The organism is Klebsiella sp. C283, from assembly GCF_048822555.1.
In the GTDB taxonomy this organism is placed as follows: Bacteria; Pseudomonadota; Gammaproteobacteria; order Enterobacterales; family Enterobacteriaceae; genus Klebsiella; species Klebsiella quasipneumoniae.
In genome coordinates this window covers 22749-39635 of sequence record NZ_JBMEZS010000017.1, presented here as the reverse complement: position 1 = coordinate 39635, position 16887 = coordinate 22749, and the positions used below count along the sequence as shown (strand labels likewise).

The 16887-nt window shown below is 54.9% G+C and carries 17 protein-coding genes, 1 other RNA gene and 1 pseudogene; 10 read left to right on the top strand and 9 right to left on the bottom strand.

Annotation, left to right across the window (positions count from 1 at the left end):
* Positions 1–472: hypothetical protein (locus tag ACOI7Z_RS24805; protein WP_420702450.1), on the top strand; the 472-nt coding region annotated here is incomplete at its 5' end.
* A gap of 46 nt (positions 473–518) precedes the next feature.
* Here ACOI7Z_RS24805 and ACOI7Z_RS24800 read toward each other — a convergent pair.
* Positions 519–3446, bottom strand: a complete 2928-nt coding sequence (locus ACOI7Z_RS24800; RefSeq protein WP_101862660.1) for an SGNH/GDSL hydrolase family protein — start codon at positions 3444–3446, stop codon at positions 519–521.
* A gap of 91 nt (positions 3447–3537) precedes the next feature.
* On the opposite strand from ACOI7Z_RS24800, the pseudogene ACOI7Z_RS24795 reads away from it, so the two are divergent.
* Both ACOI7Z_RS24795 and ACOI7Z_RS24790 read left to right on the top strand, forming a co-directional pair.
* Positions 3538–4115: pseudogene (locus ACOI7Z_RS24795) on the top strand (recombinase family protein).
* 50 nt (positions 4116–4165) lie between these two features.
* A complete protein-coding gene (locus tag ACOI7Z_RS24790) occupies positions 4166–4588 on the top strand; it encodes a hypothetical protein (protein WP_077270322.1) in 423 nt (140 codons plus the stop codon).
* Between the two features lie 405 nt (positions 4589–4993).
* Here ACOI7Z_RS24790 and ACOI7Z_RS24785 read toward each other — a convergent pair whose 3' ends face one another.
* The 3 genes from ACOI7Z_RS24785 to smpB all read right to left on the bottom strand — a co-directional run bounded on the left by ACOI7Z_RS24785 (position 4994) and on the right by smpB (position 6501).
* Positions 4994–5242, bottom strand: coding sequence for a DinI-like family protein (locus ACOI7Z_RS24785; protein ID WP_032430315.1), 249 nt, complete (start codon positions 5240–5242; stop codon positions 4994–4996).
* A gap of 269 nt (positions 5243–5511) precedes the next feature.
* Positions 5512–5874, bottom strand: a transfer-messenger RNA (tmRNA) gene (gene ssrA, locus ACOI7Z_RS24780).
* Between the two features lie 144 nt (positions 5875–6018).
* The gene (gene smpB, locus ACOI7Z_RS24775; protein ID WP_002914164.1) at positions 6019–6501 is read right to left on the bottom strand and encodes an SsrA-binding protein SmpB; all 483 of its coding nucleotides are present in this window, start codon (positions 6499–6501) and stop codon (positions 6019–6021) included.
* 149 nt (positions 6502–6650) lie between these two features.
* Between smpB and ACOI7Z_RS24770 the strand changes: the two genes are divergently transcribed.
* The gene (locus tag ACOI7Z_RS24770; protein WP_008806099.1) at positions 6651–7088 is read left to right on the top strand and encodes a type II toxin-antitoxin system RatA family toxin; all 438 of its coding nucleotides are present in this window, start codon (positions 6651–6653) and stop codon (positions 7086–7088) included.
* Entirely contained in the window at positions 7078–7368 is a 291-nt protein-coding gene (locus ACOI7Z_RS24765) for an RnfH family protein (RefSeq protein WP_087849433.1), read from the top strand. Before ACOI7Z_RS24770 ends, ACOI7Z_RS24765 begins: the two co-directional genes overlap by 11 nt.
* A 70-nt stretch (positions 7369–7438) precedes the next feature.
* On the opposite strand, the gene bamE is transcribed toward ACOI7Z_RS24765, so the two are convergent.
* From bamE to nadK, 3 genes are all read right to left on the bottom strand, one after another.
* Complete coding sequence (gene bamE, locus ACOI7Z_RS24760; protein WP_004206850.1) at positions 7439–7780, bottom strand: outer membrane protein assembly factor BamE; 342 nt, start codon at positions 7778–7780, stop codon at positions 7439–7441.
* Between the two features lie 146 nt (positions 7781–7926).
* Positions 7927–9588, bottom strand: coding sequence for a DNA repair protein RecN (gene recN, locus ACOI7Z_RS24755; RefSeq protein ID WP_087824380.1), 1662 nt, complete (start codon positions 9586–9588; stop codon positions 7927–7929).
* A gap of 86 nt (positions 9589–9674) precedes the next feature.
* Positions 9675–10553, bottom strand: a complete 879-nt coding sequence (gene nadK / locus ACOI7Z_RS24750) for an NAD(+) kinase (protein WP_002914158.1) — start codon at positions 10551–10553, stop codon at positions 9675–9677.
* Positions 10554–10677: 124 nt separating this feature from the next.
* On the opposite strand from nadK, the gene grpE reads away from it, so the two are divergent.
* Positions 10678–11268, top strand: coding sequence for a nucleotide exchange factor GrpE (grpE, locus tag ACOI7Z_RS24745; RefSeq protein ID WP_004174800.1), 591 nt, complete (start codon positions 10678–10680; stop codon positions 11266–11268).
* A gap of 118 nt (positions 11269–11386) precedes the next feature.
* Here the strand turns inward: grpE and ACOI7Z_RS24740 are convergent, their stop codons facing one another.
* Positions 11387–12673 (bottom strand): HlyC/CorC family transporter, encoded by a 1287-nt coding sequence (locus ACOI7Z_RS24740; protein ID WP_023290690.1) that lies wholly within the window; start codon positions 12671–12673, stop codon positions 11387–11389.
* A gap of 19 nt (positions 12674–12692) precedes the next feature.
* Positions 12693–13484, bottom strand: a complete 792-nt coding sequence (locus ACOI7Z_RS24735; RefSeq protein WP_002914153.1) for a cytochrome C assembly family protein — start codon at positions 13482–13484, stop codon at positions 12693–12695.
* A gap of 163 nt (positions 13485–13647) precedes the next feature.
* Between ACOI7Z_RS24735 and ffh the strand changes: the two genes are divergently transcribed.
* The 4 genes from ffh (at position 13648) to trmD (ending at position 16875) form a co-directional block, all read left to right on the top strand.
* On the top strand, positions 13648–15012 hold the full coding sequence (ffh, locus tag ACOI7Z_RS24730; RefSeq protein WP_002914152.1) for a signal recognition particle protein: 1365 nt from the start codon (positions 13648–13650) through the stop codon (positions 15010–15012).
* Between the two features lie 248 nt (positions 15013–15260).
* Complete coding sequence (rpsP, locus tag ACOI7Z_RS24725; RefSeq protein ID WP_002914149.1) at positions 15261–15509, top strand: 30S ribosomal protein S16; 249 nt, start codon at positions 15261–15263, stop codon at positions 15507–15509.
* An 18-nt stretch (positions 15510–15527) separates the two neighbouring features.
* On the top strand, positions 15528–16076 hold the full coding sequence (gene rimM, locus ACOI7Z_RS24720) for a ribosome maturation factor RimM (RefSeq protein ID WP_004150977.1): 549 nt from the start codon (positions 15528–15530) through the stop codon (positions 16074–16076).
* A 31-nt stretch (positions 16077–16107) separates the two neighbouring features.
* Entirely contained in the window at positions 16108–16875 is a 768-nt protein-coding gene (gene trmD / locus ACOI7Z_RS24715) for a tRNA (guanosine(37)-N1)-methyltransferase TrmD (RefSeq protein ID WP_002914147.1), read from the top strand.
* The last annotated feature ends 12 nt before the right edge of the window (positions 16876–16887 follow it).

Sequence of the window (16887 nt, the reverse complement as noted above, 5' to 3'; positions counted from 1 at the left end):
CACCAGCTACTCAGGCATCTGCGGAACGGCTGAATCTCTGACACCCGCGAACGAGTTCGGGGGGATTGCATTCACTAATATCAGCGGAACAAAAGCGATCAACGCCATTCGCGGCACTGATGCAGGTGCGCTGCGCACAGTAGCTGTCCCGGCGACTAATTTCCTCGGCAAAGTGTGCCTGGTCGTCGTCTACCGCGACGCCGCCGGAATGCACCTCTATGTCGAAGCAACCGACGGGACAAAAGCTTCTGCGATGACCGCGATTGCGAATGTCCCTGTTTTGACAACGACCATGACCAGCCGGAGCCTGAAATTTGGCGTTACTGGTTTTTACTCCGGTAGTCTCGTCTATAAACACGAGTTTTTCGGGGGATGGTTGATCGACCTGGAAACTATCGCCGTTTCTGATATCCCTGCGTTTGCCTCTGCGGACCTGGCTCGCCAGATCGGCAGAGGATGGATAATGGGCTAAATTAAAACTGCGGCCGCCAGTTTTAGTTGCGACCGTAGTTTCATATTTAACGAGTCCCCGCTGACACAATTGCAGCCTGAACCGCTTTAAACATGGTGCGGTAGCCATAGTCATTAGGATGCAATCCATCACTCAGCCAGGTCTCACCCTGCATCTCAAGCTCGAGTGTTGGAGAGTACAGATCGATAAAACCACACTCCAGAACTCTGGCCGCCCGTCGAACTGCGCGAGCTATCTCGTCGCTGGAACCATACGCGCTGTCAGTTGGTGCATACGGCGGTGCGATGAGTATGATCCGCACTCCTGGATACGTGCTGCGCAGAGAATTCACGATAGCGTTGAGGTTAACGAAGGTGCCCTGAGCACCGGCCATATAACCAGGGCCAGTCGCCATTCCCCTGTCGTTTGTTCCCAGTTTAATCAGGACGTGAGTGACGTTTGAAGGCAGCGCTTCCGGTACCAGAAGCGTTCCGCCTGGTAGCCACTCCGCCGTGTTGGTCCCAATCAGGCCGCTGTTCATAACCGAATGGCGCTTGTTCCTGACCAGGTACTGCAGGCGCAGTGGACTACCTGCGGATGCCGCGCACTCAATTCGCATCGTATGCATGGCATCGGTAAGCCCTGAGATATCCAGTCTCGTACCAAACGTCGGTGTAACTGTTCCATCCGTAACCACAGAGGTGTTTAGCACGCCATCAATATAGATCGACGCGTTCAGGTTCTGCAGCGTAGCGTACACCAGGCTGATGGCAGGCCCGGAAAACTGGAACGACACTGAGCGCCCGGCGAGAATGTCGATACAGTGATTAGCTCCAAACGTACGAATGGTTTCCGCCTTTGTCTGGGTCAGCAGCCCACTGCTGATGTCAGCAGGCGTGAAATCTTTCCATGCATCCTGGACTTCTACGTTTACCGCATTGTAATAAGTGGAGAGGCCGGTGGCCTGCGTATCAACCGTGTTCTTTGCATGACACGACAGCTCAGCAGTCCATTTGCGGAACAAGTTCACCCAGGTCCGGGAGGTAAAATTGTTGCGCGCGTCGGACAGCTGATGTGACCGCGGATCGATAGATGCAATGCCCGTGGCACCCACCCCCCAGTCAATTGAGTCACCGATATGCCCGATGTGCGAATCCCTCAACGGGTTGGTAATGGCATCATAAAGGTCAGCTACCGCGTCGATGTTTTTCGGGCGCTGTGCCTGGATAGATGTAAGGCCCCCGAACACCCGATAGTTCATGGCATCGAGCCTGCCGTAGATTTCCAACACAGGCAGGATGTTTACTGCCGGGATGGCGCTGATACCGTTTACCACTTTGAGCGTGTTAGATGCCAGGTCGATATACACAAGTCGGTAATTCGTTCTGGCGTCCCGGAAATCCATATTGCTGAACGTAATTTTCGTATACGGCCCACGGACATTATCAACGGCCAGGCTGTTACTCAGCGTGATTGAGCGCTGCTCAGCCATCGAGCTGTAATTCATTACACGCGGAACGTAAATGGCGTTCGCTGTTCCGTTGACACCCTCAGCATCAAAAATAATCGGGCGCGCAGCGGTGAGGTAGAGTCCATCTGCATTACGCAGAAGCCGCGATATCATCGCGTTTTTAACGCTTTTATCCTGCTCTGCATTACCTGCCAGGTAGGACACAGCAAACCGGACACATAACACTGATCCAGTCTGGGCAGCAAATGAGGACGCCGGGATGCTGGCCGGTATAGTGCTGTCCGATGGGGAGTAAATGGAGTATCCCGCGTCGGCAAAATTAACGCCAAAATTCACCAGACTGTCGAAACAGAGCGGAGCTGAAAAAACCAGAAAATCGCCCGCTTTAACGCTCAGATACAGCGGAAGTACCGCTACCGTATTATCAGCCGGGATGACGGACACCATCTGTGAATCAACCAGCGTATAGGTCGAACCCGAGAGACGATAGGCCATCGCCCTGACCGTCTGACTGCCACCCCCTGCGTTATTTGCCAGCCAGGTGACGCCCGTCACCACCCCATCAAATTTAACTGGCGTATTCAGCATGAACATGCGGTTGCCGTCTCCGGCGCGGGAAACAGTAGACAGATTGTCGAATCGGGAAGCGATGCCGATCAGCTGCGTATTCAGGGCATCGGTAGCAATTGAAAGCGCATTTCCACGGAGCGCGGTTGCGCGTACCTGGAATGTGTAGCTGTATGACCCCGTTGCTAATGCCGTGTCAAAATTGGTGTCGCTACCTGGTGTTGTAGATGCCCAGCGATAAACCGTGCCAGTTATCGTCGCAGCAGTGTTGAAATATAAGCCTCCCTCCGTATAAACCCCGATGTAATCCCCGTCGTCAGCCAGCATCTCTGGCGTGAGAGAAACTGTCCCGGCAGCGATATCAAAACTTTTCACCTTTTTCCTGGTAAATACATTCCCCGCTTTTGAGAAAGTAGCAACATAGATCTTCCCTGCTGTCGCAACGGCCAGTTCAACTTTTGAAATGAGGCCAGCCGTCAGCGCATCCGGCAGAATAAACCAGCTGGCAGCGACGCTCGCAGCCTGTGCAGTCGGCGCAGTCTGGCAATGTACCGTTTTGAACCGGTATAAATTTGGCAGTGCATCAGTCAGATAGCCAAGGATATTTTTATGGCTTTCGTCTACGGATTGCTGAGAGGGCATTCTGCGCCCGGTTGCTGTCAGCGTCCCCGCCACATTCATGTACTCGTCAGCCAGCGCGCTGCCGTCCGGGCTACGCACGTAGGTTGTGGCGTTCACCGGGATATTCACGATGTCTGCCTGTGCCGCCGCCAGCGTCATATACTGCTTACTCAGCGGGATCAGAGTTTGATGGATACCTCGCCAGGTATACAGCAGTTCACCAGCACGGTCGGGAAAGGTTAACTCCGTGGACTGCATAAGCTGATCGAGGCGCCTGACGTTATCCATAAAAATCTGAGGGTCTGCGGTGCCCAGCGGCGGGATAAACTCGGCCATGTTTTTTGCTCCAAAAAGAGGCTTCGCCCAAACGAGGGTTTGAGCGAATGGCCGCAGCTTTTTACAATCAGCAATTTCAAAGGATTACAACATGCTGATTGGCTATGCACGCGTCTCTACAGGGGATCAAAACCTCGATTTACAGAAAAACGCGCTGATCCGCGCAGAATGTGAACTGGTTTTTGAGGATATGGCCAGCGGGAAAAATGCCCGGCGGCCAGGGTTAAAGCGAGCCCTGCGACGGCTCCGCCCGGGTGATGTGCTGGTGGTCTGGAAACTGGACAGGCTCGGGAGAAGCGTACGTGATCTGATTACGCTCGTGTCGGAGCTGCAGGCGCGCGGGGTGAATTTCCGCAGCCTGACCGACTCGATCGACACTTCGACGCCAGCAGGCCGCTTTTTCTTCCACGTCATGAGCGCCCTGGCGGAGATGGAGCGCGAGCTGATCGTCGAGCGTACCCGAGCCGGGTTAGCCGCAGCGAGGGAGCAGGGGAGAGTCGGCGGCCGCCGCCGGGTAATGACTGAAGAAGTGGTGGAGCGGTGCCGCAGAATGCTGGAGAACGGCGCTACCCGGCAACAGATCGCAGATGTGATAGGGGTGGGGTGAAGACGATCTACAAATACTTTCCTGCTGCCGTCCGCGATCAAGGATTCCTGCCCTTCCCGTGATATGTAACATTTGAGATAATAAGTACTTTCAGTTTTGAAAACAGTTTGGTTTGTTCGTGAACGGTAAGAAAACAATAAGTTTTGAACAATTTTTAACTATTAACAGCAATCTTGTTTCCATCTCAGATACATGGGCAGACTTGTGGGCGTTAATTTTTCACACAGGTTTAAGCGCTGGAAGGCTGCTGAGTATTCGATATGATGATATTGATGATGGCTTGATACTGATACGAAAACAGGGTCACCTGAAGGAGCTACGTGTTGAATCAACCCCTCCAGTGGAGGGAATCATTGCTCGTAGAAGAGAACGCTATCCAGAAGATGTTTTTTTATTTCAGAGCCATTCTAACCGTGTGAAGTACCAACACCGGCCGGTCACTATAATTGCTTTCAACGCCGCTTTACGTCGCGCCGCTAGATCATTACCAGACGTTAACGTAAGCAGTAGTAGCGCGAGAAACATACCGGACTAACCGCCTGTCCAGTCGCGTGTGGCCGATGTGACAGGCGTGGGTGTGAAGACTATTTACAAATATTTGCCGGTACAATACGGCGATAAAAAATCCCCTTGAGCAGGCACACTCAAGGGGAAAATACTACATAACATCATTGCTGTGTGCGTCTTCGCACACGCCTATCTTCCAAGAAGACGCCAAAAGCTTCCAGATATTTCTGGTCTGAGCAGTTAAATCATGGGGTCGGTGGTCGATGTGAAAGGAGGGGGAAGACGATTTATAAATATTTCCCGGATAGCATACTGCATGAAGCTGGGTGAGGGTTTGATGTAAAAACCCACCCGACAGCCTTATACAAGACCTGCCGAGTAGGTTAACTGCAGGTGTTCATGCCGAACAGTCGGCACGCACTATACCCATAACTCAACACACAAACCAGTCGTCTGCCGTTTCCCAGGCGTCTTTGAGGGTTTCTTCGACAAACTCCTTCGCAATTTCCTTATCTGTTGCCCGCAGCACGCTCAGACCGTCATTGCTGGCCGTCTTCACGATCACTTCAACTTCATCGTACTGTTTGCTTATCCGTCGGGTCATTTCTTCCTTGAGAGCCTCCAGTGAACCCTTTGGCATTTTCCCGGCTTTCTCTTTGGCAATGCTGATTTCTACACGCATGATCAACACCTCGATTTACTGGCTGGATATACAGTTGTATTGCTGTAAGTATATCCAGTGTATGTCTGGTGTCTATGCTTTTTAGGTGTGTATTTTTGTTACGATTATTTACATATAGAAAAACCCCAGACGGCGAAATCTGGGGTTTTTTGAAGTGCACGTGTATATTGCGTGCATTTTTTTGTCTTTATTTGGTCTGCTTCCTGTCTGGTCAGTGTCCGTAAGTAACTGTTTTAGCTATTACTGTCCGGTTGCAGTCCTGTCTAAAGTGGTGGAGCTGGCGGGAGTTGAACCCGCGTCCGAAATTCCTACATCCTCGGCACTACATGCTTAGTCAGTCTTTACATTCGCTTGCCAGCTGCGGACAGACACGCCACTAACAAACTAGCCTGATTAGATTTAACGCTTCAACCCCAGGCAGGGCATCCACGCGATCTCTTTTGGGTTTGACCTCTCTTTGATCCCCGTCTTAAGAGCGGAAGCTAGGGAGAGAGGGCTCAGAGCAGGTTATTAAGCTGCTAAAGCGTAGTTTTCGTCGTTTGCGACTATTTTTTGCGGCTTTTTACGAGGCCAACCGCCCCTCGGCATGCACCTTGGGTTTCGCAAATCCCGTCGAATCCAGAATCAGCCCCAATGTGTAGGTCAAGTATAACAGATTTGTGAATGTCGTTACCAGCCCCATAACGCAGGATTCTTTCAGCAGGGGTGGACGAAAAAGCAGCATCAACAAGGATATAGCGTAAGGGCCAGCGAGAGCTGGCCCTCAGGGGAGGGGGTTAGCGTCCGGCGTGCTTCATAATACGCGCCTTATCCAGCGCCCATTCACGATCTTTCAGATCGGTACGCTTGTCATGCTGTTTCTTACCTTTGGCGACGCCGATTTTCACTTTGCACCAGGCATTCTTCCAGTACAGCGACAGAGCGACAACGGTGTAACCTTCGCGGTTAATGCGGCCGTACAGCGTATCGAGTTCGCGCTGGTTGAGCAGCAGCTTACGGGTACGCGTCGGGTCGCAGACATAGTGGGTGGAAGCCACGGCCATGGGCGTAAAGTTGGCGCCGAACAGGAAGGCTTCGCCATCCTTCAGGATGACATAGCTATCGCCGATGTTGGCTTTGCCTGCACGCAGGGATTTGACTTCCCAGCCCTGCAGGGCGAGACCAGCCTCGTATTCATCTTCGATAAAGTATTCGTGACGGGCGCGTTTATTCAGCGCAATGGTGGCTGATCCAGGTTTGTGGGCTTTTTTCTTAGTCATAATGTCCTGAAGTCATCGTCTTATACACAGTTACCTCGATCGCATCCTGCGAGGTGTACTGCGCATCTTAGCACGAGTTGCGGCACAGCGTTTTTTTTAGCAGCAGATAAATGATATTATTTGCACTGTGTTTAAATGTGGAACCTGCTATGCCTCAGATTAGCCGTACTGCGCTGGTGCCTTTCAGCGCGGAACAGATGTATCAACTGGTAAACGATGTGAAGTCCTATCCTGATTTTCTGCCAGGCTGCACCGGTAGCCGCGTGCTGGAATTCGGGCCGACGCAAATGACGGCGGCGGTTGATGTGTCCAAAGCCGGCATCAGTAAGACCTTCACGACCCGGAATACACTGACCAGCAACCAGAGTATTTTGATGAGCCTGGTGGATGGCCCGTTCAAGAAGCTGATTGGCGGCTGGAAGTTTATTCCGCTGAGCCCCGAGGCGTGCAAAATCGAGTTCCATCTCGATTTTGAGTTTACCAATAAGCTGATTGAGATGGCCTTTGGCCGGGTCTTTAAGGAACTGGCCGCCAACATGGTGCAGGCGTTCACTTCGCGCGCCAAAGAGGTCTACAGTGCCAGCTAATATTTGTGTTGAGGTCGCTTACGCACTGCCTGAAAAGCAGTACCTGCAGCGGGTCACTCTGGACGAGGGGGCGACGGTCGAGCAGGCGATTATCGCCAGCGGCCTGCTGGCGCTGCGTGATGACATCGATCTGGCGAAAAACAAGCTGGGTATTTACAGTCGTCCGGTTAAGCTGCACGACGAAGTCCATGACGGCGACCGGGTGGAAATCTATCGCCCGCTGATCGCAGATCCGAAAGAGCTGCGTCGCCAGCGGGCGGAGAAAAACGCCGCGAAGTAAACCGCAGCAGCAGACCCGCTATCGGCCATAAAAAAAGCGCTCATTGAGCGCTTTTTTGCTTTTCCGGGCCTTACTGACTGGTCAGCGCGGGCTTGTTATCAATGTTGGTTAACACGCCGCCATTGTTGAAGGTCAGGGTCAGGGTCTGCTGAGTCACTTTCTCGTGGCCCGGCTCCTGACGGAATACATAGAACCAGGTGTTGGTGCCGAACGGATCCGACATCATTGGCGTTCCGAGAGCATAAGCAACCTGCTGTTGCGTCATACCGACACGAATTTTTGCTACATCGTTAGGTGCCAGATAGTTACCCTGGTTGATGTCAGGACGGTAAACCACTCGTTCCAGAGTGGAACAGCCTGCGGTCAACATAAGAAGAACCGCTGCGGCAGCAGTCAGCGTTTTACAGCGCATAGTGATTTGATTCCTTTTTGGGCCCGAGCAGTACGTGGCTCATCTGTAATATGCCGATAATAATAGACCTTCGCGCCGATGGAAACCTCCGGCTGCGGTCAGCAGGCAATTTGCTGTTCACTATGACCCTGGGAAAATCAAAAAGTTTACGCCGCAAGCAACTCTTTCGCATTCGCCAGTGTGTTGCGCGTGACTTCGCTGCCGCCCAGCAGGCGAGCCAGCTCCTGCAGACGAGCACGCTTATCCAGCGGCTGCATATGGGTTTCGGTCATCTCGCCATCGGTCTCTTTGCAGACAAAGAAATGATGGTGGCCGCAGCCTGCGACCTGCGGCAGGTGGGTAACGCACATCACCTGCGTGGACTCGCCCAGCTGGCGCAGCAGCTTGCCGACCACCGCCGCGGTCGGGCCGCTGATGCCGACGTCCACTTCGTCGAAGATCAGCGCCGGGGTTTCCATTTTACGCGCGGTGATCACCTGAATCGCCAGCGCAATACGCGACAATTCGCCGCCAGAGGCCACTTTCGCGATCGGCTGCAGCGGCTGACCCGGGTTAGTGGTGACGCGGAACTCAATATGATCGGCGCCGTCGGCGGTGAGATGGCGTTCATCGAAAGCGACCTCAATCGCGAAGACCCCGTGCGGCATCGAAAGTGAGTGCATACTCTCGGTGATAAGCTGGGTTAGCTCGTCGGCGCTGGCCTGGCGCAGGGCGTGCAGTTGGCGCGCGGTCTCCAGCGCCAGCTGATGATGTTCGACCACCTGCTGGCTGAGGGATTCCAGCGAGCCGGCGCTGTCGTCCAGCAGGCGCTGCTCTTCGAGCATCGCCTGATAAACCGCCGGCAGCTCTTCCGGCATCACCTGGTGTTTACGCGCCAGCGCGATTTGCCGGGAAATCCGCTGCTCAAGTTCGAACAGACGATTAGGATCGAGGTCCAGACGGTCGTGATAGTGGCGCAGCTCATCGCTGGCCTCGCTGAGCTGAATGGCCGCCTCTTCCAGCATATCCAGCACGCCGGAAAGCTTGCTGTCCATACCCACCAGCTCGCTGACCAGCTGCTTCGCGGTATAAAGCTGGCTGTGCAGGTTGGCCTCTTCGCCGTCCGCCAGTACCGTCAGGGCGTGCTGACAGGTGCTGAGCAGCTGACCGCTGTTGGCCAGGCGTTTGTACTCTTCGTCAATCTGCTCAAACTCTCCCGCCAGCGGGTTAAATTCGTTCAGCTCTTTAAGTTGGTACTGCAGCAGATCGGCGCGGGCGGCGCGCTCCTGGCTCTGCTGCTGATGCTGGGCCAGCTCGCGGCAGCTCTGGTGCCACTGGCGATAGTGCTCTGCCATGCGCTGAGTGAGCGCATACTCACCGGTATAGCCGTCGAGCAGCGTTTTCTGGTGTTCGGGTTTGGTCAACAGCTGGTGCGCATGCTGGCCGTGGATCTGGATCAACAGCTGGCCCAGCTCGCGCAGCTGCGAGAGCGGGACGGCGGTGCCGTTGATGAAGCCGCGCGAGCGGCCGTCGGCGCTGATCACCCGGCGAAGTAAACACTCACGCCCGCTCTCCAGCTGGTTCTCTTCCAGCCAGCGCTGGGCGGCCGGGGTATCTTTCAGCGCGAAGCGTGCGCACAGGTCGGCACGGGTGGCGCCGCGACGCACCATGTCGGCTTCCGCTCTGCCGCCGAGGCACAGCCCCAGCGCGTCGATGGCAATGGATTTCCCGGCGCCGGTTTCCCCGGTGATGGCGGTCATGCCGCTGTGGAAATCAATTTCCAGTTCACGAACGATAGCAAAATTACTGATGGTGAGTTGCGCCAACATAGCTGCCTTCCTGTATGAAAAACCAATACTGTGTTTTCGTACAGTATAGACTGGTTTTTTATCCAGTAAAGAGGCAGCGATGTAAATCAGAACAATTTTTTCGACCAGCCGAGCTTGGTGCTTAATGTATTGAAATAGCTGTAATCTTTAGGGTGAATCAGATTGAGGTGATAATCACAGCGGCGAATGAGAACGTCTTCGCCATCCTGGATCGGCAGGGCAATCTGGCTGTCGCAGCTGATCTCCAGATCGCTGCAGCGGTGGGAGAAGCGCAGGCGGATGGTGCTGTCGCCGTTGATCACCAGCGGTCGCGCCGAGAGGGTGTGCGGGAACATCGGCACCAGGGTGATGGCGTCCAGCGACGGGGTGAGGATCGGGCCGCCGGCCGACAGCGAATAGGCCGTGGAGCCGGTCGGAGTGGAGATAATCAGGCCGTCCGAGCGCTGGGAGAAGGCAAAGACTTCATCGATATAGACTTCGAACTCAATCATATGCGCCACTTTACCGGGGTGCAGCACCACTTCGTTGATGGCGGTGCTGATGCGTTTCTGGCAATCCTGCTGGCACACCTGGGCCTCCAGCAGAAAGCGCTTCTCCGCGATGTAGTGGCCTTCCAGCACGTCGGCGAGCTGCTGCAGGGCGTTGTCCGGGTCCAGGTCGGTGAGAAAGCCGAGGTTGCCGCGGTTAATGCCGATGACGTTAATGTCATAGCGGGCCAGAGTCCGCGCCGCGCCGAGCATATTGCCGTCGCCGCCTACCACCACCGCGAGGTCGGCCTGTTGGCCAATCTCCGCCAGCGTGCCGGTTTTCACGTTGCTGAGCTGGAGTTCATGGGCGATCTGCTGTTCAACCAGCACTTCATACCCTTTGCTGCACAGCCAGCGCCAGAGCATTTCATGTGTGGTCAGGGCGGTGGGGTGACGAGGATGTCCCACAATGCCGATACACTTGAAATGGTTCTTCATGATCTGGATGTCCTTGCGTTAAATGAAATAGTGACAATCTGTCCGCTTCCCTTGAAACCCGGAAACTGATCCCCATAATAAGCGAAGTTAGCGAGATGAATGCGAAAAAAACGCGGAGAAATTCATGAGTAGTAAAGAACAGAAAACGCCTGAGGGGCAAGCCCCGGAAGAAATTATCACGGAGCAGCACGACGACGTTGAGGCGGTAGAGCCTGAAGTTTCGGCTGAGCAGGTGGATCCGCGCGATGAAAAAATTGCGAATCTGGAAGCCCAGCTGGCTGAAGCGCAGAAACGTGAACGTGAAGTGATGCTGCGTGCCAAAGCCGACGAAGATAACCTGCGTCGTCGTACCGAGCAGGATATCGAGAAAGCGCACAAATTCGCGCTGGAAAAATTCGTCAATGAACTGCTGCCGGTGATCGACAGCCTGGACCGCGCGCTGGAAGTGGCCGACAAGGCTAACCCGGAGCTGGCGCCGATGGTGGAAGGGATCGAACTGACCCTCAAATCTATGCTGGACGTAGTGCGTAAGTTTGGCGTGGAAGTGATCGCCGATACCAACGTTCCGCTGGATCCGAACGTCCACCAGGCCATTGCGATGGTCGAGTCTGAAGACGTGGCGGCGGGCAACGTGCTGGCCGTGATGCAGAAAGGTTACACCCTGAACGGCCGCACCATTCGCGCCGCGATGGTGACGGTAGCAAAAGCGAAATAACGTTTGCTGCCTTGCTCAACGGCTGCCCGCGGGCGGCCGTTTTTTATGCCATCGCTCCCGGCGCGAGAAAAAAAACGGCGGGCCGCAGCCCACCGTGATGTTAATTCCTTCGCTCGTGCTACTCCGCGACGCTCTCGCGTAATGATTTCACCGGCATCACTTTCACCTGTTTGATCATGTTGTCCTGCACGTCGAGGATATCAATATCATACTGCTCAATGCGCACGCGGGTGCCCGGGACCGGGATCTCTTCCAGCGCTTCGAGGATGATACCGTTGATGGTGCGCGCTTCATCTTCCGGCAGGTTCCAGTTGAACGCTTTGTTGATCTCGCGAACGTTGGCGCTGCCGTCGATTATCACCGTACCGTCGTTGAGCGGGGTCACTTCCTCCGCCAGGGTGGGTGACATGGAGGTGGTGAAGTCGCCGACAATCTCTTCAAGAATATCTTCTACGGTAACCAGCCCCTGAATATCGCCGTATTCATTAACCACCAGGCCGACTTTCTTTTTATTGCGCTGAAATTTCACCAGCTGGGTGCTGAGCGGCGTCCCTTCCGGAACAAAGTAGATCTCATCTGCCGCCCGCAGCATGATCTCTTTTGTGAACTCTTTCTTCTCCGTCATCAGGCGGTAGGCTTCGCGGACGCGCAGCATGCTGATGGCATCGTCCAGCGAATCGCGGTAGAGCACAATGCGGCCGTGTGGGGAGTGGGTCAGCTGGCGGACGATAGATTTCCAGTCGTCATTGATGTCGATGCCGACAATCTCATTGCGCGGCACCATGATGTCGTTAACGCTGACCTTCTCCAGGTCCAGCACCGACAGCAGCATATCCTGATTGCGTCGTGAGATTTGTGAACGGGATTCATTCACAATCGTGCGCAGTTCATCTTTACTCAGGGCGCTGCTGATGACGGTATCGGTGCGGATGCCCATCATGCGCATCAGCATGCGGGTGATGGTATTCAGCAGCCACACCAGGGGCATCATCAGCACCTGCAGGGGAGCCAACAGGAAGCTGCTGGGGTAGGCGACCTTTTCCGGATAGAGGGCGGCGATGGTTTTCGGCAGGACTTCGGCAAACACCAGCACCACAAAGGTGAGCACGCCGGTGGCGATCGCGACGCCGGCATCGCCGTAGAGGCGCATGCCGACGATGGTGCCCAGCGCCGAGGCGAGAATGTTGACGAGGTTATTGCCGATGAGCACAAGGCTAATCAGGCGGTCCGGCTTGCGCAGCAGCTTCTCCACGCGCTTGGCGGGGCGGTTGCCTTGTTTCGCCATATGACGCAGCCGGTAGCGGTTCAGCGTCATCATGCCGGTTTCGGAGCCGGAGAAATAGGCAGAGATAATCACCATGACGATCAGCGTTATGATCAGCGTGGTGGTGGAGATATGTTCCACGTAGGATTCCTTAAAAGACTTAGCTCACGAACTGTTGCAGCACGCGGCTACCAAAATAGGCCAGCGTCAGCAGACCGGCGCCAGCGACGCTGAACCAGACCACACGACGTCCGCGCCACCCTTCATGATAGTGGCCCCACAGCAGGACGATATAGACGAACCACGCAATAATCGACAGCACCGCTTTATCAATGTTTTCGCTGCTGAACAGATTGTGCATATAGAACAGACCGCTACACAGCGTCAGGGTCAGCAGCACCACGCCGACCTGGGTGATGTGGAACATTTTGCGCTCAATGCTCATCAGCGGCGGCATTTCGCTACTGAAGGCCAGCTTTTTGTTTTTTAACTGGTAGTCGATCCACGCCAGCTGTAGCGCATACAGCGCGGCAATGATCAGCGTGGCGTAGGAGAAGAGCGACAGGCCGATATGCACCAGCATCCCCGGGGTGGTTTCCAGGTGGGTGATATATTCGTTAGGCACGAAGGTGGCGAAGGCCAGATTGATCAGCGCGAAGGCATAGACGATAGGCAGCAGCAGCCAGCCGCGATTGCGTGAGGCCACGATAGTCATTACCGTACAGATCATCAGGCTCACCAGCGACCCGACGTTCAGTAAGCTGAGGTTTTGCCCGCTCTCGCCGCCGGGAAATATCCGTGCTTCCAGCGCAAAAGCATGGCAGATCAACGCGATAGTCGCTGATAAAATCGCCATTCGCCGCCAGCTGCTGTTTTTTTGCAGCAAGCCGGGGATAATCAGCGCGAGGCTGACAGAGTAGGCGACAAGGGCGAGTAGAGCAAAAACAGGCATAGGTGTCGGCTGTTGGATAAATAAGAAAGAGAAGCAGTATAACGTCAGCAGGCCTCTGCTCCAACCGTTGCAGCACATTCAGATTGATGTCGTGTTATACTCCGCCACATTCGTTTTGTGTGTCGCTGCGGCGACCGACCGTTTCCACCTCAGGCGAGAGACAATGTTTGATAATTTAACCGATCGTTTGTCGCGTACGCTGCGCAACATTAGCGGCCGCGGACGCCTTACAGAAGACAATATTAAAGACACCCTGCGCGAAGTGCGCATGGCGCTGCTGGAAGCGGACGTTGCGCTTCCGGTGGTACGTGATTTCATCAGCCGCGTCAAAGAGAGCGCGGTCGGCCATGAAGTCAATAAAAGCCTGACACCGGGTCAGGAGTTCGTCAAAATCGTCCGCAACGAGCTGGTGGCGGCGATGGGCGAAGAGAACCAGACCCTCGACCTGGCGGCGCAGCCGCCGGCGGTGGTGCTGATGGCGGGCCTGCAGGGTGCCGGTAAAACCACCAGCGTCGGTAAGCTGGGGAAATTCCTGCGCGAGAAGCACAAGAAGAAAGTGCTGGTGGTCTCCGCTGACGTTTACCGCCCGGCGGCGATCAAACAGCTGGAGACCCTGGCCGAGCAGGTCGGCGTCGACTTCTTCCCGTCCGACGTCGGGCAGAAGCCGGTTGATATCGTCAACGCGGCGCTGAAAGAAGCGAAGCTCAAATTCTACGACGTGCTGCTGGTGGATACCGCCGGTCGTCTGCACGTTGACGAAGCGATGATGGACGAAATTAAGCACGTCCACGCCGCCATTAATCCGGTTGAAACCCTGTTCGTCGTCGATGCGATGACCGGCCAGGATGCGGCGAATACCGCCAAAGCCTTTAACGAAGCGCTGCCGCTGACCGGTGTGGTGCTGACCAAAGTGGACGGCGACGCCCGTGGCGGCGCGGCGCTGTCGATTCGCCATATTACCGGCAAGCCGATTAAATTCCTCGGCGTCGGCGAGAAAACCGAAGCGCTGGAGCCGTTCCATCCGGACCGCGTCGCCTCCCGCATCCTCGGCATGGGCGACGTGCTGTCGCTGATCGAAGATATCGAGAGCAAAGTCGACCGCGCGCAGGCCGAGAAGCTGGCCTCCAAGCTGAAGAAAGGCGACGGTTTCGATCTCACCGACTTCCTTGAGCAGCTGCGCCAGATGAAAAACATGGGCGGCATGGCCAGCCTGATGGGCAAGCTGCCGGGTATGGGCCAGATCCCGGACAACGTGAAAGCGCAGATGGATGACAAAGTGCTGGTACGTATGGAGGCGATCATCAACTCGATGACCCTGAAAGAGCGCGCCAAGCCGGAAATCATCAAAGGTTCACGTAAGCGCCGTATCGCCGCCGGCTGCGGGATGCAGGTGCAGGATGTGAACCGTCTGCTCAAGCAGTTTGACGACATGCAGCGCATGATGAAGAAGATGAAGTCGAAAGGCGGCATGATGAAGATGATGCGTGGCATGAAAGGGATGATGCCGCCAGGCTTCCCGGGCCGCTAATCGGCCTGGCTTGTTTGCCATTTCGCCACCGGGGTGTGCTCGCCATCCTCACGTACTACGTGTACGTTCCGGTGGCTGCGCGCACGCCGGCAGCGAACTGACTGCACCGCCGACGGCCTTTTACAGCAGACTTATCAACTGCTGATTGCATTTTCCCCAGAAATCAGTAAAATTTTCGGGCTTTTAATATGACACCGGGCTCCGTTCCTCGATGGGGCCCGGTTGTTTTATTCACACAAGAGGATGTTATGGTAACTATTCGTTTAGCACGTCACGGCGCTAAAAAGCGTCCGTTCTACCAGGTTGTTGTCACCGACAGCCGTAATGCACGCAACGGTCGCTTCATCGAGCGCGTTGGTTTCTTCAACCCGATCGCTAACGGTGCGGAAGAAGAGACTCGCCTGGATCTGGATCGTATCGCTCACTGGGTTGGCCAGGGCGCTACTGTTTCCGATCGCGTTGCCGCGCTGATCAAAGCCGCTAACAAAGCAGCTTAATCTGTCACGGTGGTCATGATGAGCAAGCAACACACCGCACAAGCACCTGTTGATCCGATCGTATTGGGGAAAATGGGTTCTTCCTACGGTATCCGTGGTTGGCTCAGAGTGTTTTCCTCCACCGAAGACGCCGAAAGCATTTTTGACTATCAGCCCTGGTTAATCCAGAAGGCGGGTCAGTGGCAGGTCGTTGAGCTGGAAAGCTGGCGCCACCACAATCAGGACATCATCATCAAGCTGAAAGGCGTTGACGATCGTGATGCCGCGAATCTACTGACTAATTGCGAAATTATCGTGGATTCATCGCAGTTGCCGGAGCTGGAAGAGGGTGACTACTACTGGAAAGACCTGATGGGCTGCCAGGTAGTGACAACGGAAGGCTATAGCCTCGGTAAAGTCATCGATATGATGGAAACCGGGTCTAATGACGTGCTCGTCATCAAGGCAAACCTGAAAGATGCATTTGGTATCAAGGAGCGGTTGGTTCCGTTCCTCGATGGGCAGGTTATCAAGAAAGTCGATCTCACTACGCGTACTATCGAAGTAGATTGGGATCCTGGTTTTTAAATTCTCCGGATAAACGGTAAAAGACGGCGCTATGTGGATTGGCATAATTAGCCTGTTTCCTGAAATGTTCCGCGCAATTACCGATTACGGGGTAACTGGCCGGGCAGTAAAAAATGGCCTGCTGAGCATCGAAAGCTGGAGTCCTCGCGACTTCACGCATGACCGGCACCGTACCGTGGACGATCGTCCTTACGGCGGCGGACCGGGGATGCTAATGATGGTGCAACCCTTACGGGATGCCATTCATGCAGCAAAAGCCGCGGCAGGTGAAGGCGCGAAGGTGATTTATCTGTCACCTCAGGGACGCAAGCTTGATCAAGCGGGCGTCAGCGAACTGGCAACGAATCAGAAACTGATTCTGGTGTGCGGTCGCTACGAAGGGATAGACGAGCGCGTAATCCAAACCGAAATTGACGAAGAATGGTCAATCGGCGATTACGTTCTCAGCGGTGGTGAGTTACCGGCAATGACGCTGATTGACTCCGTTTCCCGGTTCATTCCGGGGGTACTGGGCCATGAAGCATCAGCAACGGAAGATTCCTTTGCTGATGGGTTGCTGGATTGTCCCCACTATACCCGTCCTGAAGTGTTAGAAGAGATGGAAGTACCGCCAGTATTGCTGTCGGGAAACCATGCTGAGATACGTCGCTGGCGTCTGAAGCAGTCGCTGGGCCGAACCTGGCTTAGAAGACCTGAACTTCTGGAAAACCTGGCTCTGACTGAAGAGCAAGCAAAGCTGCTGGCGGAGTTCAAAACTGAACACGCGCAACAGCAGCATAAACATGATGGGCAGGCGTGAGCCCCCAATATC

Bases quoted from the DNA above. Each gene is read 5' to 3' on its own strand.
- trmD (WP_002914147.1), top strand. From the start codon at position 16,108: ATGTGGATTGGCATAATTAGCCTGTTTCCTGAAATGTTCCGCGCAATT.
- ACOI7Z_RS24770 (WP_008806099.1), top strand. From the start codon at position 6,651: ATGCCTCAGATTAGCCGTACTGCGCTGGTGCCTTTCAGCGCGGAACAG.
- recN (WP_087824380.1), bottom strand. From the start codon at position 9,588: ATGTTGGCGCAACTCACCATCAGTAATTTTGCTATCGTTCGTGAACTG.
- grpE (WP_004174800.1), top strand. From the start codon at position 10,678: ATGAGTAGTAAAGAACAGAAAACGCCTGAGGGGCAAGCCCCGGAAGAA.
- rpsP (WP_002914149.1), top strand. From the start codon at position 15,261: ATGGTAACTATTCGTTTAGCACGTCACGGCGCTAAAAAGCGTCCGTTC.
- rimM (WP_004150977.1), top strand. From the start codon at position 15,528: ATGAGCAAGCAACACACCGCACAAGCACCTGTTGATCCGATCGTATTG.
- smpB (WP_002914164.1), bottom strand. From the start codon at position 6,501: ATGACTAAGAAAAAAGCCCACAAACCTGGATCAGCCACCATTGCGCTG.
- ACOI7Z_RS24735 (WP_002914153.1), bottom strand. From the start codon at position 13,484: ATGCCTGTTTTTGCTCTACTCGCCCTTGTCGCCTACTCTGTCAGCCTC.
- ACOI7Z_RS24800 (WP_101862660.1), bottom strand. From the start codon at position 3,446: ATGGCCGAGTTTATCCCGCCGCTGGGCACCGCAGACCCTCAGATTTTT.
- ffh (WP_002914152.1), top strand. From the start codon at position 13,648: ATGTTTGATAATTTAACCGATCGTTTGTCGCGTACGCTGCGCAACATT.
- nadK (WP_002914158.1), bottom strand. From the start codon at position 10,553: ATGAAGAACCATTTCAAGTGTATCGGCATTGTGGGACATCCTCGTCAC.
- ACOI7Z_RS24785 (WP_032430315.1), bottom strand. From the start codon at position 5,242: ATGCGTGTAGAAATCAGCATTGCCAAAGAGAAAGCCGGGAAAATGCCA.
- bamE (WP_004206850.1), bottom strand. From the start codon at position 7,780: ATGCGCTGTAAAACGCTGACTGCTGCCGCAGCGGTTCTTCTTATGTTG.